At 38.1% G+C, this 26,585-nt stretch carries 25 protein-coding genes; 7 read left to right on the forward strand and 18 right to left on the reverse strand.

Features of this window, described 5'->3' with window-relative positions:
* Positions 1 to 23: 23 nt before the first annotated feature.
* The 13 genes from O0955_RS02165 to O0955_RS02225 form a co-directional block, all read right to left on the reverse strand.
* Positions 24 to 1,277: a pyridoxal phosphate-dependent aminotransferase gene (locus tag O0955_RS02165; RefSeq protein WP_269425886.1), complete on the reverse strand. Its 1,254-nt coding sequence runs from the start codon at positions 1,275 to 1,277 to the stop codon at positions 24 to 26.
* 109 nt (positions 1,278 to 1,386) lie between these two features.
* Positions 1,387 to 2,718 carry an argininosuccinate lyase gene (gene argH / locus O0955_RS02170; RefSeq protein ID WP_269425887.1) on the reverse strand — a complete coding sequence of 444 codons (1,332 nt, stop codon included), beginning with the start codon at positions 2,716 to 2,718 and terminating at the stop codon, positions 1,387 to 1,389.
* A gap of 125 nt (positions 2,719 to 2,843) precedes the next feature.
* Positions 2,844 to 3,908 (reverse strand): M20 family metallo-hydrolase, encoded by a 1,065-nt coding sequence (locus O0955_RS02175; RefSeq protein WP_269425888.1) that lies wholly within the window; start codon positions 3,906 to 3,908, stop codon positions 2,844 to 2,846.
* A gap of 16 nt (positions 3,909 to 3,924) precedes the next feature.
* Positions 3,925 to 4,293: a four helix bundle protein gene (locus tag O0955_RS02180; RefSeq protein WP_269425889.1), complete on the reverse strand. Its 369-nt coding sequence runs from the start codon at positions 4,291 to 4,293 to the stop codon at positions 3,925 to 3,927.
* A 35-nt stretch (positions 4,294 to 4,328) separates the two neighbouring features.
* Positions 4,329 to 5,138, reverse strand: a complete 810-nt coding sequence (proC, locus tag O0955_RS02185; RefSeq protein WP_269425890.1) for a pyrroline-5-carboxylate reductase — start codon at positions 5,136 to 5,138, stop codon at positions 4,329 to 4,331.
* A gap of 252 nt (positions 5,139 to 5,390) precedes the next feature.
* Positions 5,391 to 6,221, reverse strand: a complete 831-nt coding sequence (gene argB / locus O0955_RS02190; protein ID WP_269425891.1) for an acetylglutamate kinase — start codon at positions 6,219 to 6,221, stop codon at positions 5,391 to 5,393.
* A 35-nt stretch (positions 6,222 to 6,256) separates the two neighbouring features.
* Positions 6,257 to 7,228, reverse strand: coding sequence for a Rossmann-fold NAD(P)-binding domain-containing protein (locus tag O0955_RS02195; RefSeq protein ID WP_269425892.1), 972 nt, complete (start codon positions 7,226 to 7,228; stop codon positions 6,257 to 6,259).
* A gap of 122 nt (positions 7,229 to 7,350) precedes the next feature.
* Complete coding sequence (locus O0955_RS02200; protein ID WP_269425893.1) at positions 7,351 to 8,481, reverse strand: aspartate aminotransferase family protein; 1,131 nt, start codon at positions 8,479 to 8,481, stop codon at positions 7,351 to 7,353.
* Positions 8,482 to 8,512: 31 nt separating this feature from the next.
* Positions 8,513 to 8,884, reverse strand: a complete 372-nt coding sequence (locus tag O0955_RS02205; protein ID WP_269425894.1) for a four helix bundle protein — start codon at positions 8,882 to 8,884, stop codon at positions 8,513 to 8,515.
* A gap of 41 nt (positions 8,885 to 8,925) precedes the next feature.
* Positions 8,926 to 9,930, reverse strand: coding sequence for an N-acetyl-gamma-glutamyl-phosphate reductase (gene argC, locus O0955_RS02210; protein WP_269425895.1), 1,005 nt, complete (start codon positions 9,928 to 9,930; stop codon positions 8,926 to 8,928).
* Positions 9,908 to 10,258, reverse strand: a complete 351-nt coding sequence (locus O0955_RS02215; RefSeq protein ID WP_269425896.1) for a cupin domain-containing protein — start codon at positions 10,256 to 10,258, stop codon at positions 9,908 to 9,910. Before O0955_RS02215 ends, argC begins: the two co-directional genes overlap by 23 nt.
* Before the next feature lie 77 nt (positions 10,259 to 10,335).
* On the reverse strand, positions 10,336 to 11,529 hold the full coding sequence (gene argG / locus O0955_RS02220; RefSeq protein ID WP_269425897.1) for an argininosuccinate synthase: 1,194 nt from the start codon (positions 11,527 to 11,529) through the stop codon (positions 10,336 to 10,338).
* A gap of 1 nt (position 11,530) precedes the next feature.
* Positions 11,531 to 12,229 (reverse strand): GNAT family N-acetyltransferase, encoded by a 699-nt coding sequence (locus O0955_RS02225; protein ID WP_269425898.1) that lies wholly within the window; start codon positions 12,227 to 12,229, stop codon positions 11,531 to 11,533.
* Positions 12,230 to 12,755: 526 nt separating this feature from the next.
* Between O0955_RS02225 and O0955_RS02230 the strand changes: the two genes are divergently transcribed.
* The 6 genes from O0955_RS02230 to O0955_RS02255 all read left to right on the forward strand — a co-directional run bounded on the left by O0955_RS02230 (position 12,756) and on the right by O0955_RS02255 (position 20,375).
* Positions 12,756 to 13,463: a DUF4397 domain-containing protein gene (locus O0955_RS02230; protein WP_269425899.1), complete on the forward strand. Its 708-nt coding sequence runs from the start codon at positions 12,756 to 12,758 to the stop codon at positions 13,461 to 13,463.
* A 299-nt stretch (positions 13,464 to 13,762) separates the two neighbouring features.
* On the forward strand, positions 13,763 to 16,144 hold the full coding sequence (locus O0955_RS02235; protein WP_269425900.1) for a TonB-dependent receptor: 2,382 nt from the start codon (positions 13,763 to 13,765) through the stop codon (positions 16,142 to 16,144).
* A 63-nt stretch (positions 16,145 to 16,207) separates the two neighbouring features.
* A complete protein-coding gene (locus tag O0955_RS02240) occupies positions 16,208 to 16,918 on the forward strand; it encodes a DUF4198 domain-containing protein (protein ID WP_269425901.1) in 711 nt (236 codons plus the stop codon).
* A 70-nt stretch (positions 16,919 to 16,988) separates the two neighbouring features.
* Positions 16,989 to 18,200: a PepSY-associated TM helix domain-containing protein gene (locus O0955_RS02245; protein ID WP_269425902.1), complete on the forward strand. Its 1,212-nt coding sequence runs from the start codon at positions 16,989 to 16,991 to the stop codon at positions 18,198 to 18,200.
* An 18-nt stretch (positions 18,201 to 18,218) separates the two neighbouring features.
* A complete protein-coding gene (locus O0955_RS02250) occupies positions 18,219 to 19,136 on the forward strand; it encodes a DUF6607 family protein (protein WP_269425903.1) in 918 nt (305 codons plus the stop codon).
* A 93-nt stretch (positions 19,137 to 19,229) separates the two neighbouring features.
* Positions 19,230 to 20,375: a M28 family metallopeptidase gene (locus O0955_RS02255; protein ID WP_269425904.1), complete on the forward strand. Its 1,146-nt coding sequence runs from the start codon at positions 19,230 to 19,232 to the stop codon at positions 20,373 to 20,375.
* A gap of 34 nt (positions 20,376 to 20,409) precedes the next feature.
* Here the strand turns inward: O0955_RS02255 and O0955_RS02260 are convergent, their stop codons facing one another.
* From O0955_RS02260 to O0955_RS02275, 4 genes are all read right to left on the reverse strand, one after another.
* Positions 20,410 to 21,417 carry an LLM class flavin-dependent oxidoreductase gene (locus O0955_RS02260; RefSeq protein ID WP_269425905.1) on the reverse strand — a complete coding sequence of 336 codons (1,008 nt, stop codon included), beginning with the start codon at positions 21,415 to 21,417 and terminating at the stop codon, positions 20,410 to 20,412.
* Positions 21,418 to 21,484: 67 nt separating this feature from the next.
* Positions 21,485 to 22,171, reverse strand: a complete 687-nt coding sequence (locus O0955_RS02265) for a class I SAM-dependent methyltransferase (protein WP_269425906.1) — start codon at positions 22,169 to 22,171, stop codon at positions 21,485 to 21,487.
* A 159-nt stretch (positions 22,172 to 22,330) separates the two neighbouring features.
* Positions 22,331 to 23,731 (reverse strand): MBL fold metallo-hydrolase RNA specificity domain-containing protein, encoded by a 1,401-nt coding sequence (locus O0955_RS02270; protein WP_269425907.1) that lies wholly within the window; start codon positions 23,729 to 23,731, stop codon positions 22,331 to 22,333.
* Positions 23,732 to 23,793: 62 nt separating this feature from the next.
* Positions 23,794 to 24,021: a YtxH domain-containing protein gene (locus O0955_RS02275; protein ID WP_131536425.1), complete on the reverse strand. Its 228-nt coding sequence runs from the start codon at positions 24,019 to 24,021 to the stop codon at positions 23,794 to 23,796.
* 80 nt (positions 24,022 to 24,101) lie between these two features.
* On the opposite strand from O0955_RS02275, the gene O0955_RS02280 reads away from it, so the two are divergent.
* Positions 24,102 to 24,731 carry an HAD family hydrolase gene (locus tag O0955_RS02280; protein WP_269425908.1) on the forward strand — a complete coding sequence of 210 codons (630 nt, stop codon included), beginning with the start codon at positions 24,102 to 24,104 and terminating at the stop codon, positions 24,729 to 24,731.
* A 42-nt stretch (positions 24,732 to 24,773) separates the two neighbouring features.
* Here the strand turns inward: O0955_RS02280 and O0955_RS02285 are convergent, their stop codons facing one another.
* Complete coding sequence (locus tag O0955_RS02285) at positions 24,774 to 26,369, reverse strand: DUF6600 domain-containing protein (RefSeq protein WP_269425909.1); 1,596 nt, start codon at positions 26,367 to 26,369, stop codon at positions 24,774 to 24,776.
* Positions 26,370 to 26,585 lie beyond the last annotated feature (216 nt).

The following is a 26,585-nucleotide window of genomic DNA, read 5'->3' on the forward strand; positions in this document are numbered from 1 at the left end:
AAAATGACTCCGGGGTTTTGCAATTATTTTAGTTTACTTAATGCTGCTTTTATTCTCGGCATCATGTCTTTTATATCCTGTAAGGTACAGGCACCAACTGATGCACGGAACCATGGCATACTATCTTCATTTCCAAAAGCAGAAAACGGAACTAAGGCAGCTTGTGCTTCTTTAATTAAATAGAAATTCACATCCGCACTATCCTTTAAAACCTGGCCTTCAGGTGTGGTTTTACCAATATAATCTATTTTAATGGTTAGGTAAATTGCACCCATTGGTTCAACCGCCTGCACATTAAAACCTTCTGCCTTTAGTTCGTTAAAGCCATTGTAAAGTGCATTTAAGCTATCTTGAATTTGCTTTTTAAAGCTTGTTAAAAAGGTATCCACCTGAGCTTTATCTGCAAAATATTTAGACATTGCTACCTGCTCGGCTTTTGGAGCCCATGCCCCCATGTGCCCAACTAAAGCTTTCATTTTATCTACAATATCAGCCGGACCAAAACCCCAGCCTACACGTACACCTGTTGCAGCTAAGCATTTGGAACTACCATCAATAAAAACAGTGTAATCTTTAATTGCCGGACGTAGAGTAACCGGATTTACGTGTGCTTTACCAAAAGTCAGCAATGAATAAATCTGATCGTACATTAAATACAATGGTTTCTCACCAGCACTTCTTGAAGCATTTTCTTCCAATACCGCATCGCAAATCTCTGCAAGCTGATCTGCATCAAACATGGTGCCCGTAGGATTTAGCGGAGAACATAAAGCCAATAAAGTTGCGCCTTTTAAATGTGGTTTTAACTGCGCTGCTGTTGGCATAAAATTATGTTCAGCGTCGGTTTCTACCGCAACAGCATTTGCAGATGTTAAATGACAGTAGTGGTTATTGTTCCAGGATGGTGCAGGAAAAACTACGGTATCTCCGGGATCAATTAAAGCTAAATAAGTAGCGTAAATTAAAGGGCGTGAACCACCAGAAATTAAGATACTGTTGGTTGGATAATCGAGTCCGAATCTGTCTTTTAACAATTCGGAAACCGTTTCTCTTAAAGGCAAAATACCATCAGCAGGTGGATAATTAGTCTGGTTTTGATGATATGCTTCTACAATCCCTGCCTTTAATTCTGTTGGAATGGGATAAATATTGGCATCAAAATCTCCAATAGTTAAGTTAGCGATAGATGTACCTTTTCGTTTCATCTCGTTAACCTCGTTGCCAATTTTTATAATTTCTGAACCGATTAAAGAACCGGCTAATGCTGAAACTTTCATATATTTTATATTTCTTGCCTTTCACATCATTGCGAGGCACGAAGCAATCTTACTAATTAGCTAGTAAAACCCTCCGCTTTAAAATTGCTTCGTGCCTTGCAATGACGATTTAATGAATTAAATTTTCTATTGCTTTATTAACCTTTTCGAAACCAAACTGAGACAAAACACCCTGCATTGCTGCAGAAATTTGCTCATTACAAAGGTTACCAATGCTCCCTTCGTGTGTATGATGTATTTGGTCCGATGGCGCAAAAGTACCATTTTCTATTTGTTCGCCAACTATTTTATAGGCTTCTCTGAATGGAACACCTTGCAAAGCAAGTTCGTTAACCACTTCAACACTAAATAAATAGTCGTACTTTTTATCTTTTAAAATATTGTCTTTTATCGTAATGTTCTGGAACATAAATGTTGCGATTTCCAGGCATTCATTTAATGAGGTAATGGCCGGGAAAAGGTTTTCTTTTAACAGCTGTAAATCCCTGTGGTATCCTGAAGGCAGATTGGTAATCATCATGGCAATTTCATTCGGCAAAGCCTGGATTTTATTGCAACGTGAGCGGATTAATTCAAAAACATCAGGATTTTTCTTATGCGGCATAATGCTGCTACCCGTTGTCAGCTCTGCAGGAAAACTGATAAAACTGAAATTCTGATTAATAAACAAGCAAACATCCATAGCCATTTTAGCCAACGTTGCAGCTACGGCTGACATGGCCTGAGCCAGAATTCTTTCCGTTTTCCCTCTGCCCATTTGTGCATAAACTACATTGTAATTTAGGCTTTCAAAGCCAAGCAACTGTGTCGTCATGGTTCTGTTTAATGGGAAGGAAGAGCCATATCCGGCAGCAGAGCCCAAAGGATTTTTATTGGTAATTTTCCATGCGGCGAGCATCATTTCCATATCATCCGCCAGACTTTCGGCATAAGCACCAAACCATAATCCAAATGATGATGGCATTGCAATCTGCAAATGCGTATAACCCGGCAATAGCTTATCCTTATGTGTATTACTTAGTTCAATAAGCTGGTTAAACAAAGTAGAAGTTTGGGTAACCATATCCTCAATACAAGCCCTGAAAAATAGTTTTAAGTCAACCAGCACCTGATCGTTACGTGAGCGTCCGCTGTGTATTTTCTTACCCGCTTCACCAATGCGTTGGGTTAGCAACCACTCTACCTGCGAGTGTACGTCTTCAACGCTATCTTCAATGGTAAATTTGCCGGCTTCAATCTCCGCATAAATATTTTTAAGTTCTTTTTGAACGGTTTTTAGTTCATCCGCAGTGAGCAAATTAATGGTTTCAAGCATTTCAGTATGCGCCAAAGAGCCTAAAACATCAAACTTTGCCATTTGTAAATCCAGTTCGCGATCCTTACCAACGGTAAAGCTTTCTACAAACTTATTTACATCAATATTTTTTTGCCAGATTTTCATAATTCCACTCCGTCATTGCGAGGTACGAAGCAATCCTCTTTAATATTAAAAAATTCAATTGCTTAACACTTTGCAAATAGAGTGCTTCGTGTCTCGCAATGACAATTGATTATAATAACCAGATTTTAGCCTAAAATAACGGGTTTCAACATATTCACATAACCTTCTACACCTTCAGCAACTTCTTTCACATATAAAAATTCATCTGCCATATGAGAACGGCCGGAGAAACCCGGGCCAACCTTTACAGATGGAATACTTAATAAAGCCTGATCTGAAGTTGTAGGCGAGCCATAAGTTGTTCTACCCAAAGCAATACCTGCCTGCACCAAAGGATGGTTTTTATCTATTGATGATGGCTTTAGGCGAATAGACCGTGGTGTTACCTCACAATCTACATTTGCACGGATAATTTCTAAAACTTCTTCATTTGTATAAGCGTCTGTTACCCTTACATCAACGGTGAACGTGCAATTAGCAGGTACGACATTGTGCTGAGAACCTGCATTAATAATAGTAACGGTCATTTTTAATGGGCCAAAAACTTCTGATATTTTTGGAAATTGATAATTCCTGAACCAATCGATGTCTTTTAAAGCTTTATAAATTGCATTTTCACCTTCTTCGCGTGCCGCATGACCAGCTTTACCGTGAGCAACACAATCCAGGACTAAAAGTCCGCGTTCTGCAATGGCCAGGTTCATTTCTGTTGGTTCGCCAACAATTCCGAATTCCAGTTCTCCTAAATCAGGTAAAACCAATTCAAGTCCGTTATTGCCTGAAATTTCTTCTTCTGCTGTTGCCGCAAGACAGATGTTATATTTTAAATTTTCTTTAGGGTAAAAATACAGGAATGTTCCGATTAGAGAAACCAAACAACCACCGGCATCGTTACTGCCCAACCCGAATAATTTATCGTCTTCAATCGCAGCATCGTAAGGATCGCGGGTATAGCCAGAGTTTGGTTTAACCGTATCATGATGCGAATTTAAAAGAAGTGTTGGTTTGGCTGAATCGAAATGCTGATTGTATGCCCAAACGTTATTCATTTTACGATGAATTTTAACACCCCGCTCTTCTAAAAACTGAGCAATTAAATTTGCAGTTCTGTCTTCTTCTTTACTAAAAGACTGGATGCGAATTAACTGGCGCAATAAATCCAGGCTTTCTTTTTGTATATTTTCAATCATATTCACGATTTTAGATTTACGGCTTACGATTTTGTTCGTTTCTGCGTATAGTCACTATAGAGGCAACGATGATAGAGAGTAACTCATTTCCTTCTTTCCAATTCTCTTGAATCAGATTCTTTCTATCAGGATTAAATTCTTCAGGCAATTCAAGAAAATACATCGTTTCATCTAATTCTTCTTCAACAATCTTTAATTTATTTATAAAATCAGCAGTAGATTTCGCCCTGCACGCAGCTCTGTAATTTGCACCTACAGAACTTGAGCATCTAACCAACTGGTTTGAATAATTTTTATTTAATATATTATACGATAACTCTGAAATCAAATGTCCGATTGAAATTGAATAGGCTTTCGTTCTTTTCTTTAAGGTTTCGCTATTCATAATCGTAAATCTAAAATCTTAACTCGTAAATCAAATTAGCTTTCTTTAGTATATAAATTACCTGCTTTTAAGGCCGATAATTTAATCCCTTTGATTAACGATGAACTAAAACCATTGTGTTCCATTTCATTTAAACCGGCAATGGTACAGCCCTTCGGCGAAGTTACTTTATCTATCTCTGATTCGGGATGTGTTCCATGTAATAAAAGTAAATCTGCCGCTCCCTTTGCAGTTTGAACCGCCATTTTAAGTGCTTCATCTGCGTGAAAACCAATTTCAACCCCACCTTGCGAGGCCGCTCTGATTGCCCTTAAAAAGAATGCAATTCCGCAAGCGCAAAGCGCTGTAGCAGAAGTCATTAAATCTTCATTAATTTTAACAACCGAACCTACTGTTTCAAACATTCGGGTTACATTTTCAATATTTTGTGTGGAAGCATTGTCGCTGGCAATACAAGTCATGGATTGACCAATGGCAATTGCTGTATTAGGCATAGCTCTGATCACTTCAACATCATTGCCTAGTTTTTCGCGAACAGCCAGACAGCTTACCCCAGAAATGACAGAAATAACCAAATGTTTCGCGGGAACAACTGAGGGTTGTATTTCATCCAAAACAGTATTTAACTGCTGAGGTAAAACGGCTAAAATAACAACATCTGCAGCAGCAACAGCCTGTTTATTATCGTTGCTCACCTGAAAACCAGCTTCGGCAAAAGATTTTAAGTGATCAATATTTCTTCTGGTAAGCGTAATGTCTGCAGCTTTAGCAAAATTGGCTTTTACTAATCCTTTTGCCAAGGATAAACCGATATTTCCGCTACCAATAATAGCTATTTTTTTCATGTGGTTCGTTTATTATTTCCTTTAGGTTTGATTATAGATTAACTGATTTATTTTTTATTTTGTAAAGCAATTTCAGTAATTCTATTCATGTTTGTTCCTGCTATCCGTTTTACTCCGTTGTACTTCGTGTTCGCTCCTATCAAGTTTAAATTTCAAAGGCAGTTAAAATCAGGCTCCATTTTCTTTCAATTTCCAAGATCACTTCTTCACAAAGGCATTCCTTTGCATTTTTCATGGCTTTATGCTTAAAAATTATTTCAGCATTTTCGTTCCGAAAGTACTGCTGGCTAGTTCTGCAAGCTCATCAGCTTTACCGATATAAACAGCAGAAACCCCTTGATTAATGGCTTCAAATGCATTATGCAGCTTAGGGATCATTCCGCCCGCTACTGTTCCATCGGCTTGTAAAGCTTCAAACTCGTTTGCTTTAATTTCTCTAACGACCGTTGCATCGTCGTTAACATCTTTAAGCACTCCTTTCTTTTCGAAGCAATATACCAATCGGGTTTCATATAAAGTGGACATCGCCACTGCAATTGCTGAAGCAATTGTATCGGCATTGGTATTAAATAACTGTCCTTCGCCATCATGTGTTATGGCACATAAAACCGGAACCAAATCTGCTTTTAGTAAGCTATCTAAAGTAATAGCAGAAACCGATTTTTCATCCAGATCTCCAACAAATCCATAATCAATTACTGTACCTGCCTGTGGGCCGCCTTCTTTACCATAAGTTTTAGTTACCACAGGCCGTTTTTTTGCTTTTATTACATTTCCATCGGCACCGCTAAGGCCTATCGCATTGCTGCCCTTTGCCTGTAACTGCGCAACCATATTTTTATTGATCAGTCCGGCATAAACCATCGTTACAACGCGAAGGGTTTCAATATCGGTAATTCTTCTGCCGTCAACCATTTTGGCTTCAATACCAAGGGTTTCTCCCAGTTCGGTTGCAATTTTACCGCCGCCATGCACTAAAATCTTTTTTCCTGGTAAGGCTGTAAAATCCAGTAGAAAATGATGCAACTTTTCAGAGTTGTCAATTACATTTCCACCGATTTTTATGATTGTAAGTTGATCCATATTTTTAACCAATTCTTCAATGAAGCGTTTTTATCTTATAATTCTTCCAGCATCGTTTTAATAACGGCTTGTGCTGCCCATAAACGATTTCCGGCCTCATGTATAACCAACGAATTTGGGCCATCTAATATTTCAGAAGATAATTCCAAATCGCGGCGAACTGGTAAACAATGCATTATTTTAGCGTCGTTTGTAAACTTCAGTTTATCGTTATTCATCATCCAGCCATCCGGATAAGTTAAAACCTTTCCATAATCTTTATAGCTGCTCCAGTTTTTAACATAAACATAATCAGCACCTTCTAAAGCGTGTTCAAGGTTATATTCAATTTTAGCTCCCGGTGTAAAATTTTCAGCAAGTTCATATCCTTCAGGCTGGGCAATAGTAAAATCGACCATTCCTTCTTCCTGGGCTTTACACATCCATTCAGCAAAAGAGTTTGGAACGGCTTGTGGCAAGGCTTTAACATGGGGTGCCCAGGCCAAAACTACTTTTGGTTTTGTACCATCTGCTTTTTTAGTCCAGGTTTCGTGTATGGTAATTAAATCTGCAAAGCTCTGTAAAGGATGACGTGTTGCACTCTCTAAACTAACCACTGGTACAGCACAATATTTTACAAACTTATTGAAGAAATCTTCGCTGTAATCTTCCTCACGGTTATTGAGTTTTGGAAAAGAACGTAAGCCTAAAATATCACAATACTGCCCCATTACGGCTGCTGCTTCACGAATATGCTCTACCGTTGTCCCGTTCATCACCACTCCATCCTGTGTTTCAAGTGCCCAGCCTTCTTTATCCATGTTCATCACCATCACATTCATACCTAAATTTAGTGCAGCCTTTTGGGTGCTTAACCGGGTGCGTAAGCTTGGGTTCATAAAAACTAAACCCAGGGTCTTGTTTTTGCCTAAACTTTGAAATGCATAAGGATTTGCTTTTAACTCAAGGGCATCCTTAACTAATTGTTTGATGTTTGATACATCGTTTACGGAAGAGAATAACTTCATCTTTTAAAACTTGGGAAGAAGACCAGGGTCTTCGGTTAAATTTTATTTCTCTGTCATTACAAAATAAACTGATCGTTAAGATTGCTTCGTACCTCGCAATGACGGCTTATTTAAAATAATATTTATTTTACTAATTTTCTAAATGCTGCTAAAAATTCATCAGCGTGTGCTTTTGTTAAATTCAAAGCAGGTAATAAACGGATTACATTTGGTTTAGCTTCACCCGTAAAAATGAAATGTTTGAACAAAAGGTCCTTTTTAACGTGTGCCAACTCTTCAGGTAATTCTATACCAATCATTAAACCGCGACCGCGAATTTCTTTTATCTGCTCAAATTTCTTTAATTCTGTAATCAGGTAGTTCCCCACTTCTTCGGCATTTTTCAATAAGTTATCCTGCTCCATAGTCTCCAAAACAGCTAATGCCGCAGCACAAGCCAAATGGTTTCCTCCAAATGTTGTCCCTAACTCGCCATGCCAGGGTTTAAATTTTGGTACAATGGAAATTCCGGCAACCGGAAAACCATTCCCCATTCCTTTAGCCATTGTGTATACATCAGCTTCTACACCTGCGTAATCATGCGAGTAAAATAAACCTGTACGACCATAACCGCATTGTACGCTGTCCGCAATATAAACGGCATTATATTCATCACAAAGTGAGCGGATTTTTTGTAAAAAGCTTTTCGAGGCTTCTTTAATTCCACCAACACCCTGGATACCTTCAATAATTACGGCGCAAATTTCGTTACCCTGTGCTTTAAAGGTTTCTTCTAAAGCCACTTCATTATTGTATGGTAAAAAGATTACATTTTCAGTTTGATTAACCGGCGCAACAATTTTAGTATTATCTGTTACGGCAACCGCTAAAGATGTACGGCCATGAAAGGCGCCTGAAAAAGCAATAACCTTTTTTCTGCCATTGTAAAATGAAGCCAGTTTCAATGCGTTTTCATTTGCCTCTGCTCCTGAATTGCATAAAAATAACTGAAAATCTTTTTTCCCTGATACTTGTCCTAATTTTTCAGCAAGCTGAACCTGCAAAGGAATTTTAACAGAATTGGAATAAAAACCAACTTTGTTTAACTGATCTGTCAGGCGTTTTACATAATGCGGATGTGTATGTCCAATAGATATTACTGCGTGACCGCCGTATAAATCTAAATATTGTTGATTGTTTGCATCCCATACATTGCTGCCTGATGCTTTGGTAATTTCTATATCGTTAAGTGGATAAACGTCGAATAAATTCATGTTTTAAGGTTTGAGGCTTGAGGTGTGGGGTTTAAGGTTTTATTCCCCCATTTCTCAAAAATTTTAAAAATGAAATTAGCATTGCTCTAACTTCGTTAATTGATTGGTTTACCTTTAAATAATCATCTTCACTTATATACTTTAACTCTGAAGCACATAAGCAACAATAATCAATTTCGTTAGCAGACCCTAAAGCTGTATCAAGAAAATGTGCGAAATCTTTATCTGTAAATCTTCCACACCCTTCTACAATATTTAATGGAATAGATAAAGAGGCTCGGGTTAATTGTGAGGTTAATTCATATCGCTCTTCTTTTGGAAATTGAGTTGCAATATCTTTTTTGATAAACATATTTAACTCATGTGCTTTTTTCCAAACGTCAAGTTTTTTATAATCTCTCATTCTATTTTACCTTAAACCTTTAGCCCTATACCATTCGCCTTTTAAAAGTTTGCGGCTTTCAATTTCAGGCCAGCTGTTTCTTCCAGGCCAAACATTAAGTTCATATTTTGAACCGCTTGTCCGCTTGCTCCTTTTAGCAGGTTATCAATAATACTGATGATGAATAGTTTATTTCCATGTTTTTCTACATGAATCAGTGCCTTATTGGTATTTACAACCTGCTTTAAATCAATATTTCGCCGGCTTACGTGGGTAAAAGGATGAGCACTGTAATAATCTTCATAAAGCTTTTGTGCTTCTTCCAAAGTCAGGTCACTTTCGGTATAAATGGCGGCTAGAATTCCTCTGGTAAAATCGCCGCGTTGCGGAATAAAGTTTAAGGTTTCAGCAAGAGATGGTTGTAATTGCACCAGACTCTCACTGATTTCGTTTAAATGCTGATGTTCAAATGCTTTATAAATGGAAAGATTATTATTTCTCCAGCTAAAATGCGAGGTTGGTGCTAAACTTTGCCCCGCCCCTGTAGAACCTGTTGTTGCGTTGATGTGAACTTCATTTTTAATTAAGCCTGCTGCAGCCAGTGGCAATAACGCCAGCTGAATACAAGTAGCGAAACAACCCGGGTTGGCAATATTTTTTGCACTTTTTACAGCCGCTCCATTTAATTCAGGCAAACCATAAACAAATGTTCTGTTTCCAAAAGCAGCATTGGCCGTTAACCTGAAATCCTGAGATAAATCAATAATTTTAATGTTATTGCTGATCGGGTTAGCGGCTAAAAATTTCTTAGCGTCACCATGTCCAACACATAAAAACAAAACATCAATATCCTGAGGTAAGTCGCTGGTAAACCTCAAATCAGTATCTCCAAATAAATCGGTATGTACATCTGAAATTAAATTTCCGGCATTACTGCTGCTGTTTACAAAAGCAATCTCTACGTTTGGATGGTTAACCAAAATGCGGAGCATTTCTCCTCCGGTATATCCGGCACCGCCAACAATCCCTGCTTTAATCTTTTTATTATTCACAATCTGTTCTGTCATTTTGTGTAGATGGATAAGAGAATAAAATAAATTCTAAATCATGATCCGTTTCGTTCATGATTTTATGTTTGTGACCATTCTTAATTTGCAGTCCGGCGTTTGCGCTTACTTTCACCGTTTCATCCTCAATTAAAAATGTAGCCTCTCCTTTTAGAATAAAGAAAAACTGTTCAGCATAAGTATGATAGTGCAACTTTTCGGCAGTTTTGGCAGGCATTAATTCTTGTTTAATGCCTGCTTCAGGCTTACTTACAAAATTCCATCCATCACAATTATCGCCCCATTTGTACTGGTTTAAACAATTTTCTTTTGAAAGGATTTCGTTCATTTTGTTTTTATAAGTTTTCGACTAGTGCTTAAAAGATTGTTTCGTGCCCTGCAATAACGATATATAAAAAATCAGTTTTATGCTTCTTCGCTGTTAACTTTATGCCAAATCATCACCTGGTTACCAAATATTTTAGAGAAACCTTTCACATCTTCTCCGCTCCAGGCGTTATTCATTTCTCCGTAACTACCAAATTTATTACTCATTAAATCATGGTTAGATTCAATACCAATAATCTGGAAACGGTATGGCAACAACTCAACAAATACTTTACCGCTAACCATTTTTTGGGTATCGGCTAAAAATGCCTCAATATTCCGCATAATCGGGTCGTGGAACTGACCTTCATGCAACCAGTTTCCATAAAAAGATGATAATTGTTCTTTCCAGCTCAACTGCCATTTGGTTAAGGTGTGTTTTTCTAAAGTATGGTGCGCTTTAATAATAATAATTGGACCAGCTGCTTCGAAACCTACGCGGCCTTTAATGCCAATAATGGTATCACCAACGTGAATATCTCTTCCAATGCCATAAGCTTGTGCAATGGCCTGCAATTTTTGAATAGCTGTAACCGGTGCTAATTTTTCACCATCTAAAGCCACCAATTCTCCTTTTTCAAAAGTCAGTTCAATTTTACGGCTTTCTGTCTCCGATACCTGGGTAGGCCATGCACTTTCCGGTAAGGTTTCGTTGGAGGTTAAGGTCTCTTTTCCACCTACTGATGTGCCCCACAAACCTTTGTTGATGGAATATTTAGCTTTTTCTGCATTATATTCAACACCATGCTCATGTAAATATTCTATTTCCGCTTCGCGGGATAATTTTAAATCTCTGATTGGGGTAATAATTTCAACTCCAGGAATTAAGATATTAAAAATCATATCAAAACGAACCTGATCATTACCAGCACCAGTACTACCATGCGCAACATAATCAGCGCCAATTTTTTTAACATAATTGGCAATTGCCGTTGCCTGGCTCACACGCTCTGCACTAACAGAAAGTGGATAAGTTGCATTTTTTAATACGTTACCAAAAATCAGGTATTTGATACAATCATTATAATAACCTTCGGTTTCATCAACTACAGCATGCGAAGCTACACCTAAAGCGTAAGCACGTTTTTCAATTTCCTGAAGCTCTTCTTCAGAAAAACCACCAGTATTTACAATTACAGAGTGAACCTCTAAGCCACGATCCTGTGCAAGATAAATACAACAAAACGAGGTATCCAGACCTCCGCTAAAAGCTAAAACAACTTTCTTCTTCATGCTATTTAAATAATAAGGTAAATAAAAACAAAAGGGATTTTAAACCCGTTTTTGGTTTCGGTTTAACAACTAAACGCTGTTTAATGCGCATAAAACGCTCGTATAATTTGGGTTTCTTTTCTAATTCTTCAGCAAAACGCTTGGCTGCATCATGCTTTTGAGTGGCCGGATCGTAAAGCATGGCTGTACACATACAGTTTTTACGTTCCTTCATTTTCAAAATTTCGAAGTTAACGCAGCTCTGGCAGCCTTTCCAAAATTCTTCATCCTGAGTTAATTCAGAATAAGTTACCGGCTCATATCCTAAATCAGAATTAATTTTCATCACGGCAAGACCGGTTGTTAAACCAAATATTTTTGCTTTAGGGTATAGCGTTCTTGATAACTCGAAAACTTTTTCCTTAATGGCGTGTGCAAGTCCGGCTTTTCTATACTTTGGACTTACAATTAAGCCAGAGTTGGCCACAAACTGGCCATGGCTCCAGGTTTCTATATAGCAAAACCCTGCCCAGGTACCGTCTTTATGGAAAGCGATAACAGCTTTGCCTTCTTGCATCTTTCCGGCAACATATTCAGGAGAACGCTTAGCGATACCTGTACCACGGGCTTTCGCAGATTCTGCCATTTCAGTAACAATCTCATCTGCAAACACACGGTGTTCAGAGATTGCAACCTGTACGATAAATTCATTAATATCCATTCGTTTTCTAACGAAAAATTAAGGTATTCTTGTTAATTGGGTTTTTAGAGAGGATCAATTCCTCATAGTATTAGTAAGATGTACTAAATACGCGGCGTAAAATTTTGCCGACTTAAGGGATAATAGAATGCGGGCCGGAAATGATTAATAAACAAGCTCTTCTCAGCAACAATTTGCGCTGTGAAAACAGAAAGTTTATGTAAAAATTGTTTAATCATTTCTTGCGTATTAAAACGGCTTTAACTCTATTGAGGTGCAAAGGTTTAAATAAAAATCGAGTTCCACAATATTATGCTCATTTTTTTATCATTTGTATTGATTTTTATTGGATTAATCTGACTAAAAGTCTTCCTATCATGCTGATCTGATTAAAAATGTTAAAAATGCAGAAAAATTTAACACCTGCTTAACATCATTTAACACCAGCCAATAGTGCTTAAACACAATATTTGCATAGCTGTAGCGAATATCATCCGACTATCGTTTTATCAGCATAAGTCATTTCCAATTAACCCTAAAAAGAATTATGAAAAATTTTACACTTTTTAAAAGATTAACCCTCCAATCGTTTCTTTTACTCCTCACGATTGTTTCGCTATTTTCATGCCAAAAAACAGAACCATCAGATACACCCACTACAAGTTTAAGAGTTATAAATGCTTCACCAGCTTCTGCAACCTATAATGTTTATTTAGGCGGCACTCCAATTAATACGGTTGCGCTTCCTTTTACAGGCGCTTCGACCTATAAATCGGGATTACCCGGCGCTTACAGTATCAAATTTACAACAGCAAATTCTACTGAAAGCTTGTTTAGTAAAGATATTAGCCTTGCACAAAGCATTTACTCTTCTTTTTACCTGCTTAATAAACCCGGGCAGCTGGATGGTTTATTAACAACAGATGATTTAAGTATTCCGGATGCCAGCAAAGCTTATATCCGTTTTATTAATTTAGCCCCGGATGCTGCCACAGCCCTGGATTTAGCAAAAACAGGCAGCACTTCCGCTTTAATCAGCAACAAAGCTTATAAAGCTATAAGTAATTTCATTGCAGTAGATGCTGGCTCTTACGCTTTTGATGCAAAAGAAACTGGAGGCTTAACAGTAAAAGCCACACTTGCAGGTGCTATTTTAACTGCAGGATACCATTACGATGTAATTTGTGCTGGTTTATCAAATCCGGCAAATGATACAGAAAGACCATTGACTTTGCAGGTAATTAAAATTCAATAAAGACTTAATATTACCATCTGTCAGTCCTGCTAATTTTAAAAAGCTGACAGATGGTAATTCTTCTATGATCTCTCCTGCCCCCTCTCCCCAAATTAAAATTCTCTTAAAGTATTTCAGCATTTCTGTTAAATCTTTTCCACAGTTTGATTTAACCTATTTTAGTTTGGTTTCTGATGCATTTCTCAAAATGAAATGTTAAATACACCTTCCTTATTTAGAATTAATCAAAATAATTTGGATTATAAATTTCTGTGCCGTTATTTTGCGGCTGTTTAGAATTAATCCAAATAAAAACAAACATGCGTAAAATTATACTTTTCAGTTTAACTCTTCTTCTTTCTACTTTAAGTACCATTGCATTTTCACAGCAATTTTCGACCATAAAGGGAAAAGTAACCACTTCTGATGGCAAACCTGCCTCTTTTATTTCTATTGGCTTAAAAGGCTACAATTCGGGTAATACCACAGACGATAATGGCTTTTATACCATTCATCGTATAAAACCCGGCACCTATACCATTAAAGCATCAGCGGTTGGTATTAATCCGGCAGAAAAAACGGTTACCATTGCCGCAGGAGAGAGTAAAATAATTGATTTTACTTTGGTTGAAAATAATCAGGCTTTACAGGAAGTAACCATCGCCGGTAAAAACAATAAGTACAAGATTAGTTTACCATCTGCATCATTAAGGCTAAATGAGCCTTTACTGGAAGCACCGCAAAATATACAGATTGTTAGTGATCAGGTAATTAAAGATCAACAAATCATTAGCATGAGTGATGGTTTGATCAGAAATGTGAGTGGCGCTGTGAGGTTAGAACACTGGGGAGACATGTATACCAATATAACCATGAGAGGTTCGCAAATTCAGGCTATGCGCAACGGCTTTAATGTTGTTTCATCTTATTGGGGCCCACTTACGGAAGACATGAGCTTTGTTGATCATGTTGAATTTGTGAAAGGACCTGCCGGGTTTATGCTAAGTAATGGCGATCCAAGCGGAATGTACAATGTGGTAACTAAAAAACCTACTGGTTTTAACAGAGGCGAAGTTTCGTTTACGGCAGGAAGTTACGATTTATACAGAACCACAGTAGATTTTGACCATAAACTAACCGAAGATGGAAAGTTATTATTCCGTTTAAATGCAGCCGTTCAAAATAAAGCCTCATTCAGACCTTACGAACAAAATGACCGCTATAGTTTTGCCCCGGTTTTAAGCTATCAGATCACCAACAAAACAAAGTTAACAGCAGAGTATACTTTACAAAATGCGAAGATGACTGAAGTTGGTTCTTACTATGTTTTTGCTCCCGGTGGTTACGCAATACTTCCACGTGAATTTACCATGACCCAACCCGGATTACCATCAACCCGTATAAAAGATCATAGCTTATTCTTAAACCTGCAGCACAACTTTAGTGATACCTGGAAATTAACTGCTCAGGCAGCGTATTTCAAATATCTTCAAACAGGATACAGTTCATGGCCATCAGCAGTTAATGCTAATAATACGGTAATCAGAAATGTGGGCATCTGGGATGCAGAAAGCAGCATGAAGCTGGCTCAGTTATTTATTAATGGCCAAGTTAAAACAGGGGGTATCAACCATAGAATTTTAACGGGATTTGACGGAGGAAAGAAAAATTACATGGCAGACTGGGGTCAATCTCATGATTTAGATCTGGCTTCTTCTCCTTTCAACCTAAACAATCCTGATTATGGCTTTCCATCTAATGGCTATCCACAATTTGACCGCGTTACACCATTATCTCAAAGAGCGCTCACTGCCGGAGGGTTAATGGATTCTAAATACCTGAGTGGATACCTGCAGGATGAATTGGGTTTCTTCAATAATATGGTTCGCTTAACATTAGCCGGCCGATACACTTATGTAAGTCAATCTGCATGGGGTGGCCCATCTGATAAAGCTAAACATTTTACACCACGTGCCGGGTTAAGTATATCTATAGATAAAAATACTTCGGCTTATGCAGTCTATGATGAAGCATTTATACCACAAAGTGGAAAAACTTATGATGGAAGTAAAGTTGAGCCTATTACAGGAACAAACTATGAAATTGGACTTAAAAAAGACTGGTTTGATGGAAAATGGAATACAACACTGTCGGCCTATAAAATTATTAAAAGAAATGAACTGGCAACTTATGGCAATCCAAACTCTGGTGTAAGCATCGCTCTGGGCGAAAAAACTGCTCAAGGTATAGAGTTTGACTTAAGAGGTAAAATTACGGATGGCTTAACCTTAATTGCAAACTATGCTTATACGGATGCTAAAGTAACAAAGGTAAATCCTGGAGCAATAGGTGTTGTAGAAGGAAGTGTGGTTCCTGGTTTTTCTAAACATGTATCAAATGCATGGTTAACCTATACCCTTCAGGATGGTGTGCTTAAAGGTTCAGGTATTTCAGCGGGTTTTACCTATTTGGCTGATCGTGCTACGGATACATGGAGTGTTGGACTGCAAAAGCTACCAAATTACTTTAAACTGGATGGGGGCTTATTTTACGAGCGTTCTAAGTTCAAAATTACAGGTAATGTTTTTAATATGCTGGATAAATACCTGTTCAGCGGATCTTATTACCAATGGTTAAATGCGTATTACACCCAGGCAGAAGCACCTAGAAATTACAGATTAAGTATAGCCTATAAATTTTAACAACAGATTAGTGGCAGTTTTCAGATAGCTGCCGCTGACGTTTAACCCTATAATCTTAGAATTATGAAAACTAAAATCTCTCTATTACTCTTACTGATTGCATTCAGTGTTTCCAGTACCTTCGCACATGCCTTGTGGATAGAAACTGCTTCGACAGGAAAAAAAGGCCAGGCTCAGGAAGTAAAAGTCTTTTTTGGAGAATATGAATCTAAAGAACCAGATTCTGCTAAAAAATGGTTCAGTAACCTAAAAGAATTTAACCTGGTTTTAACCGCTCCAAATGGTAGCACAAAAGTTTTAACAGCAACACCTGATGTACTTTTCTTTAAAACGAGCTTTACACCGGATCAGGATGGAACCTATAAACTATCAATCGTGCATGAAGTAAAAGACATTTATGAACATGCCAAAATCGAATATTATGCTTTTGCCGATGTAACCGTTGGAAATGAAAAAAATAATTCAATTTTCCCTGCAAATGCACTTTTAACCATCAGGCCTGAGAAAAATGCTTTAAAAGCTGGTGAAACAACCACACATGAATTGATTTACAATAAAGCGCCTTTTGCAAAGCAAAAAATAAGTATTGTCAATCCTGACTGGAAAAAAGAAGAGATTGAAACCGATGCAACAGGAAAGTATACTTTTAAACCAGCACAAAAAGGAAACTATTTCCTGGAGGCTTTTACCGAAGATAAAACACCTGGTACTTTACATGATAAAAGCTACGATAAGGTTTGGCACTTGGTAACTTATTTTACCAAGGTTAAATAAAATAATATACCCCTAATTTCAACCAGTTGGCTTTTTAAAGTCAATTGGTCTTTTTATTAAGCAGCATTTAATGGCAACTACAAAACAAAATCCAAAAGCAAAATCCAAAAAATCCAGATTCAGAAGGATTAGCGATTGGTTACATTTATGGCTCGGCATAACATCCAGTTTAATTGTCATAATTATTGCCATAACAGGCTGCATTTTCGTTTTTCAAAAAGAAATTACAGAGACTATCCATCGTAAAGAATTTTTTGTACAGGTTCCGGTAAATCCAAAAACATTGCCCCTAAGTGTGTTAACTGCAAATGCCGAAAAGGCACTTGGCAATGGAAAAAAAATAGGTTTTTTATCTACTTACAAAGAACCTGAAAGGGCCTGGGAATTTGGCACCTTTAAAGGTGGGGATCCGAAAGCCTTTTTCTATTTCGATGCTGTAGCTTATTACGATATGGTTTTGGTAAATCCATATACGGGTAAGGTAACGCTGGTATCAGATTATAAGTACAACTTCTTTAACATCATTAAAATGCTGCACTGGAGTTTGTTAATTAATCACCCAATCGGACAACAAATTATTGGCTGGTCTACCTTTATTTTTGTGATCCTGCTGATTACCGGGATGATTATGTGGTGGCCAAAAAATCTCAGGAAATCAAATTTTGATAAGAGTTTTAAAATAAAATGGAAAGCCAAATTTAAACGGGTTAATTACGATTTACACAATGTGCCCGGCTTTTATGCGATGTTAATTTGCCTGGTGCTAGCACTAACGGGTATGGTGTGGGCTTTTAAATGGTTTCAGACTACAGTTTATGTGGTGGCCTCCAGAAGCATTACCCCACCTCCATTGGTTACCGGAAAATCAGATTCTACACAAACCAGTATTATAAATCCTTTCGACATTGCATTTGAGCAAGCTAAGCAAAAGTTTAAAGATGCAGATCGCATTGGCATGTCTCCGGCCATTGGCGGCGGCAGCGCCGTAATTTATGCAAGTGGCTATCGTGGCGGAGAAACGTATTATGATTACGACGAATTACAATTTGACCAATATTCAGGAAAGTTACTGAACCGCAGAAATTATTCAGAAAAAAATGCCGGAGAGAAAATAATCGGCATGAACTACGATATCCATGTAGGTGCAATTTTAGGCTTACCCGGAAAAATCTTAGCCTTTATAGCCAGCCTGATTGCAGCAAGTTTACCCATCACCGGATTTATCATCTGGTGGGGCAAAAAGAAAAAGAAAAAAACACCCGCAGCAGCGGAAACTAAATAACACTAAAATAAAATAATAATGAAATTTTTAAACCTAATTTTAGTCTTAACAGGATTGGTTACTGTTAAAGCAAATGCTCAAAGTAAATTAGAGCAAGATAGAAAAGCAATAAAATCATTAGCTGGTTTCTATGAAGTAAATTTCAATTATGGTGAGGTTACAGCACCAGATACTGCCTATAAATTTAGTAAGCCTTATGAAAGTCATGGCAGTGAGTGGGCAGAAATTATCGTGGATGAACCTAAACGAATCGTAATTCAGCACATGCTGGCCATAAACGATACCACCGTGATTAAGCACTGGCGTCAGGACTGGACTTATGAAGATACAGACATTATGCTTTACACACAGGATAATGCATGGAAGAAAGGTAAATTAACGCCTGCTGATGTAAAAGGAACCTGGACACAAAAAGTTTATCAGGTTGATGATAGCCCACGCTACCAGGGTTACGGAACATGGAGCCATGTTGGTGGTCATGATTCGTGGCAAAGCCAAACCGATTCTCCACTCCCAAGAAGAGAATCTACAGTGCGCAAAGATTATAATGTTTTAAACCGTGGCAGCAGAATTACGATCACTCCAAAAGGCTGGATGTTTGAGCAGGATAATAAAAAAATTGTTCGTAGCCCAGCAGGTGATAAATTACTGGCTGTAGAAAAAGGTTATGAAGAATTTACTAAAATCGATCCAAAAGTTTTTGCTTACGCTCAAAAATGGTGGGCAAGTCAGCATACTTATTGGGCTGATGTTCGCAATGTTTGGGCCGATATCATTGGTTCTAACAATACCTTTAAAGTTAAAACAATGGCGAATGGCAAATTGCTTTATGAAACATTATTCAGCCTTGGAGATCAGTCTATAAAAGAAAAATGGACATCAACTCAAAATAAAGAAAAGGTAAAAACAGCTTTACAACCTTATCTGGTTAAGTAATTGAATTAATATCTTAAAAGCGCCATTCTATTTGTATAGAGTGGCGTTTTTGGTTTATAAGCTTAATGATTAAATTGAGCGATATTTAAATCCATGAGAAAGCTTTTAATTTTTTTCCTTTTACTATCCTCTACTTACAGTTTTGCACAGGATTCTACCTACACCCGGAAGATAGTGGATACCTTAACATCCAAAACATTTTGGGGCCGGGGTTATATCAAGGATGGGATGGCCAAAGCAGGCGATTTTATTGCCCTTAATTACAAAAGCATTGGCTTATTGCCAATGGGAAATGATTACAAACAAACTTTCAGTTATCCTGTAAATACTTTCCCGGGTAAAATGATCGTCGAGTTAAATGGCAAAAAACTTAAACCCGGTGTGGATTTTTTGGTTACCAATGAAAGTCCCGGTTTAAAGAAAAAAGATAAACTGGTCCAAATCGATAGTTTAAAATTTCAATCCTCGTCTGATTTAGTCTTGCTGTTAAAAAATAAGCTAACCTGGTCTGTCGCTACCGAAGTTTCTGAAATAACCACAATTGAACTCAACCGCAAAACATTTAAAGCCATACCAAATAAAATTAATGTTGATGTAGAAAATAAATTTATTGACGATTTTAAGGCGGCCAACATTTGTGGTTTTGTAAAAGGAACTCAATTTCCCGATTCTGTTTTAATGATTACGGCACATTATGATCATTTAGGTGGCATGGGTGCAAACACCTATTTCCCGGGTGCTAACGATAATGCTGCAGGCATTGCTACCTTATTAAGTCTGGCAAAATACTACGCCGCCAACCCGCAGCCTTATTCAATCGGGTTTATTTGCTTTGCTGGCGAAGAAGCCGGTTTATTAGGCTCCAGATATTTTGTCGAAAATCCGCTTATCCCTTTAAGCAACATTAAGTTTCTGATTAACCTTGATTTAGTGGGTACCGGAGAAGCTGGAATGACCGTTGTGAATGCCAGTGTTTATCCAAAGGCATTTACCATGTTAAACGAAATTAACAATGAATATAAGCTCATATCAAAAATAAATTCAAGAGGAAAAGCGGCCAACAGTGACCATTATTTCTTTACAGAGAAAGGCGTACCTGCATTTTTCTTTTATACGCAGGGCGGTATTTCAGCTTATCATGATGTGTATGACAAGCCTGAAACGTTACCGCTTACCCGATACCATAGTTTATTTAACCTGATTGTTAAATTCAATCAAAAATTACAAGCTCAACATTAATTCTTTCGAATATTGTAGTCCCCCTTTTCAATGGTTATAAAAATAAGTCGGCCAGTAACTGATATGATTTTATGCGATCTTCAAAATGTTCAGTAATGGTAACCGCCATCAGTTCATTTACATCATAATCTAAAGCCAGTTTTGTCAATTTTTCCTTAATTACATCCGGCGTTCCATAAATCATTCTCGGCTTATTTGCATTTATTCTTTCCTGCTCGGCAAAATTATAAGTCACATTTTTTATATCTTCCCAACCTACTGAAGTTAAACCCCCACCCTTTTCTAGTTGCAGAAAACGGTACGACATTAATGCTTCCTGTTGCTTTACTTTTTCTTCATCTTCTGAACAGAAAACAAAAAAAGCTACATTTTCTTCTGGTTTTGGTAAGTCGATCGAAGGTTTAAAATGTTCGCGATAATACTGAACCGCTTGCGGGCCGCCATGGGGATTAATAAAATGTGCAAAAGAAAAACCCATTCCAAAATGAGATGCAAATAAAGCACTTTGCCCACTGCTGCTTAACAACCATTGCTGTGGTACCGTTTCTGCAATGGGAATGGCTTTAATTTTGGTCTGAATGGTTCCTTCTTCCGGAGAATCGTGCAAATAATTATGCAAATCCTGAAGTTGCACCACAAAATCCTGCTCGCTGAAATTATTTGATGGATTTAACATGGAAGCCGTGATCCTGTCGGTTCCAGGTGCTCTTCCCATTCCTAAATCTATCCGGCCGGGATGCATAATTTCCAGTAAACGGAAGCTTTCTGCAACTTTTAAAGCACTATGGTTGGGTAACATAATCCCACCCGAACCAATTCTTAATGTTTTGGTGTGATTTGCCAAATGCGCAATTAGAATTTCTGGCGTTGAACCTGCCAAACTGGTGGTATTGTGATGCTCAGAAACCCAGAAACGATGATAACCCAATCTTTCTGTTTCCTGTGCCAACAGCGTTGTTTCCTCAATCGCCCGGCGGGCACTTACCCCTTTCCGTACCGGTGACTGATCTAATACGCTTAATTTAATTTTTGCTGTGCTCATATGTTTAAACAAATTTATGAGCCTGTTGAGTTAAAAGAGCGGGGGCTTAGCCTTTATGACTTTCAAATTATTGCGCCAGCGTTAATTTGACTAAATATTGATCTTCGCCGTCATCAAAGATCAGTTCACAATTCCAGCCGGTTTCTTTTGCTATGGTTTTAATGGTTTCCTGATCAATATAAAGCCAGTTAAACCAGTTGCCTTTTTCGCCTTTGTATTCATATTGGTAAGATACTTCACCATAATATTGATTTTGCGGTTTGGGCATATCTTCATATAAATAGGCAATATCTGAAGAATCGAAAATGAGCTGACCGCCGGGATTTAAGAGTCTTTTAACATCTGTTAGAAACGTTTTAAAACCAGGAAGCGTCCCGGTTAAACCAATGCCATTCATCAACATAATAATGCTGTCGAATTTTTCCTGGTAAGTATAAATATCCTGCAGGATTGCTTTTTTTACACCCCGGTCTTTCATGATGCTCACCGCAGCTTCTGATACATCGATAGCGGTTACATCCATATTAAAAGCTTGTAAAAGTAAAGCATGGCTTCCAACTCCGGCTCCAATATCCAAAACTTTTCCTTCGCACAGGTGTAAAGCCTGAAGTTCCAGCACGGGCATATCTTCATCATCTCTAAAGAAAAATTCCAGCGGCATTTCTTCCGGTTCGCCGTAAGAATTATGTAACCAAAGTATATCGGCTTCGCCTGTTCTGTAAATATCGGTTAAAGCTTTACCAAAAACATCCATGAGGCAAAGATAGGCAGGAAAGCTGAAAGATAAGGCGGAAGGCCAAAATCAAATTTTTAGCAGTATCGTTGTTGAAAGACACGAAGCAATCTACTTAACCAGGGTTACAAAAACCTGCTGTTTTGAGATTGCTTCGTGCCTGTACAGGAAAGTTTTGAATTATCCTAAATCGAATTCCTGATGATAATCGGGAATGACAACATTTTTAAATCCATGATCTTTTAATCTGGCTGCAAAATGTTGCTGCACTTCATATTCTCCATGCACCAAAAATAATTGCTTAACCAGGTCAGGGTTTTGCCCGGATAAAAAGTTCAGTAAATCTTCGTAATCTCCGTGCGCACTCATTGATTTGATGGACCTTACTTCGGCCTTAACCTCGTAATCATCATGAAAAATATCCACTACCTTTTGACCGGCCATTAATCTGCCCCCTAAAGAAGAAGGTTCACAATAACCAACCATTAAAATGGTATTTTTTTGATCACCAATGTTGTTTTTGATGTGGTGTTTTACCCTTCCGGCTTCGGCCATGCCCGAGGCTGAAATAATTACACAAGGTCTTGAATCTTCATTCAAAGCCTTCGATTCTTCAACACTTTCAATAAATCTTAATCCTTTAAAAGCAAATACATCATGATCAACTTTTAAAGTTTCTTTAACCCCGTTGTTATAAACTTCGGGATGGTTTTTTAAGATTTCTGTTGCCTGGGTAGATAGCGGACTATCCACATAATAAGGCACATCGGGCAGTTTATTTTTTAATTCCAGTCCGTTTAAAGCATATAAAAGTTCTTGTGTACGACCAACGCTAAATGCCGGAATAATCACTTTCCCTTTTTTAATATTGCAGGTATTATTAATGATTTCAAACAGCATATCTTCAATAGGGTCGAGATCTTTATGCAAAGAATCGCCATAAGTAGATTCCATTAAAATGTAGTCTGCCTGATCAAATTGTTGTGGGCTTTTTAACAGTAAATCTCCATAACGGCCAACATCGCCACTAAAAGTGATTTTGGTTTGTTTGCCATCTTCGGTAATTGTTAAATGCACTGCAGCGCTTCCTAAAATATGGCCCGCATCTGTAAACCTTAAACGAATGCCGGGTTCAATTTCGAAATCATTTTCATATTCTACAATCGTCATCTGGCTTACCGCCTGAATGACATCCTCATCAGTATAAAGTGGTTCTTCCTTTTTCTCACCGGGGCGTAAGTGACGGTTCGAGTATTCAGCATCCTGCATTTGTATTTTAGCCGAATCCATCATTAAAATTCTGGCTAAATCCATGGTTGCGGAAGTACAGAATATTTTACCGCGAAAACCTTCTCCCACAAGGCGGGGCAATAAACCGCAATGGTCTATGTGCGCATGCGATAAAATCATGTAAGTTACTTTTCCGGCATCGAAGCCAAAATAGCCATTCAGTTTATCGGTAATACGACCCATGCCTTGAAAAAGGCCACAATCCAGTAAAATTTGAGTTTCGTTTTTGAGCGTTATAAGGTGCTTGCTACCTGTAACTGTACGGGCAGCGCCGTGAAAAGCAATTTTCATTTATTGAGGTTAGAAATTATAATTGAATAAAAATGCCGGAAAAATCCGGCATTTTCAATTATTTAAGCTTTTATTTCAGCTATTTTATCTTTAACCTTATCCGCAACTCCGGAAGCTTTATCTGCCAAACCAGCCAATTTATCTTTTGATGAATCTAAAAGGTCACAAAACCAATCAGATACTTTACCTTTTATATCGTCTGTAGAATCAGAAGATAAAGCCAAAGCGATTGTTGCACCTAGTGCAGCACCAGCTAATACACCTACTATAATTTTTGTTTCCTTTGTCATAACTTAAATATTTTTATTGATAAACATTAAATTGGCACTTGTTGTTTTGTTTAATATTCATAACATAAATCATTCCATTAATGAAAAGTATATTTTTTATAGATTTAGATAATACCATCTATTTTACCAGGCCCAATGAAAAACAATTAATGAGTGGCTTGTATAACCTGCTCGAAAATGAAGATTTAGGCATTTCTAAAAAAGAATTTCTGCTGGCCAAGGCTGATATGCTGAGAACACCTTTTCAAAAAGTGGCTGCAAAATTTAACTTTAAACAGGAAGCTACCAACCGGGCTATAACGTTTTTAATTAATGGCGAAGTTACTGAACCTTTAATGCCATCTGCTGATTACCATTATATTAAAGCTTTAAAAGGGAGAAAATTTATTGTAACTGCAGGTTTTTTAAAAAAACAAACAACCAAAGTTAAAATGCTCGGGATAGCCGACGATTTTGAGGAAGTTTATGTTGTAGATGCCACAACCTCCGATCAAAACAAGAAGGATGCTTTTAAAACTTTGATTGAAAAGCATAATCTTAATCCAAAGGATATTTTAGTTATTGGCGACGATGCCGAATCAGAAATTAAATTTGCATTAGAATTGGGCATCGAAACTTTTTTACTGGATCCCGATGAACTCCATCCGAATGCCAGAACAACTTTCAGAGGCCGGGATTTAAAAAATCTACACGAGGCGGCCGGTCAGTAAAGCACAAACAAAAAAGTCCCGGTTTTCACCGGGACTTTAATTTTATCCTCTTCCAGGTCTGGATGGTCTTCCACCTTCTGAGCTGCTTCTTTCGCCACCACCACGATTTTGTTGTTGCGGTGCAGATTCAGTTCTGGTTCTTTCCATTCGTTGTTGCTGTTGCTGCTGGCGTTGTTGCTGAGCCTGAGCATCGCGTTGTTGCCTTTGCTGATCCATCTGTGCACGTTGCTGTTCTGCCTGTTGATTACGTTGTTGTTGCGCCTGGGCATCACGTTGTGCACGTTGTTGCTCTTCCATTTGCGAACGTTGTTGCTGGGCCTGTTGCACTTGCTGGTTACGTTGTGCTCTCTGTTGCTCCATTTGTGCACTACGTTCCTGCTGTTGTTGCTGGCTGCGCTGTACTCTTTGTTGCTGATCCTGAGCATCACGTTGTTGCCTTTGCTGATCCATCTGCTGACTGCGTTGCTGTCTTTGCTGTTCCATTTGTGCAGAACGTTCCTGCTGGTTGCGCTGGCCATTCTGATCCGCTTGTGTACGCTGATCATGACCACGCTCCATCGCTTGTCTGCTTCTTTGGTTGGCATCGCCATTATTTTGACCTACACGATCTGTTCTGCCATTTGCACCCCTGTTAAATACATCACCTCTGTTGTTTGCAGGGTTATCACCACCACGGTTTACATTACCATCTGCTCTGCTTCCTGTTTGAGGATTGCGACCATCGGTTCGTTGTCCAAATCTACCGTTGTTATCTACGTTTCTTTGACCGCGATTGTTGTTATTATCTGTACCCGCATTTCTTCCATTTCTGTTGAAGCCAGCATTACCCTGTTCAAATTTTCTAGGCGCAGCATTACGGTTATCTACATTTCTTTCCACTCTTGGTCTGTATATAGAAACATCTCTGCCACTTATCCTGCTTGCTCCCGGTCTGTTGCTTTGATCAAAACGGTAAACCCTTACATCACGGTTGGTTGCCCTTCTGATGTCTTCCATTCTTGGCCCTCCATAATAACTTCTTTTGTTGTATACATAAGTGTTGTTTATGATGGTTGTATTACGGATGTAAACATTGTTACGGCCATAATCATATCTTGGAAATGAATTGATGTAGATATTTGACTGCGGAATAAAGTTCCAGCAAAATTCTGGAACTGAATAACGACGGCCAAAGCTTAAATTAATGCTGATGCTTGGCGCCATTGGTGCCCAACCATAATAACCATCTCCACTTCTCCAGTCTACCCACGCTGGTCCCCAGTTGGTATCAGGTAACCAAATCCATTGTCTGTAGCTGTTAATTACCCAACGGCCATAGTGAAATGGTGCCCAGCCCCAATCGTAATTAGAAACCCAGGTATTGCCATATTCTGTCATTGCCCATCTTCCGTTTGTATAATACGGACGGAAATCATTTTGATCTACATCCGGACGCCAAACATAACCATATTGGGGGTCCTGAATCCAGGTACCATAAGGCGAAAGCTCATCATAAAAAGTTTGTAAAGACACATTCCCGGTGTTGTATCCATCATCCTGGTAGTTATCTTGATAGTCTTGCGCCCTGACTAAGGTTGTGGTTCCGGCAAGGAGCGCAAAGAGCCCCAGCACAAGTGCCGTAGATTTAAGTGTTTTCATTTGTGTGTTTTATATTAACCTAACGTTATGTGTGTATCAATTAGAGAACCAAAATCATTTAAGGTTTAATATGCTTGCATAGTTTCGCTACTTTCCTTTAAATATTGTATTCCTAGGGGCTTTTTAACTTATTTTTAACGTTTTACATTAAATTTAATTGTGCAGAAAATAAGTCATTTAGAAATAAAATTTGCTACACATCTGTTTACAAAATAG

Source organism: Pedobacter punctiformis, assembly GCF_027213715.1.
GTDB lineage: Bacteria > Bacteroidota > Bacteroidia > Sphingobacteriales > Sphingobacteriaceae > Pedobacter > Pedobacter punctiformis.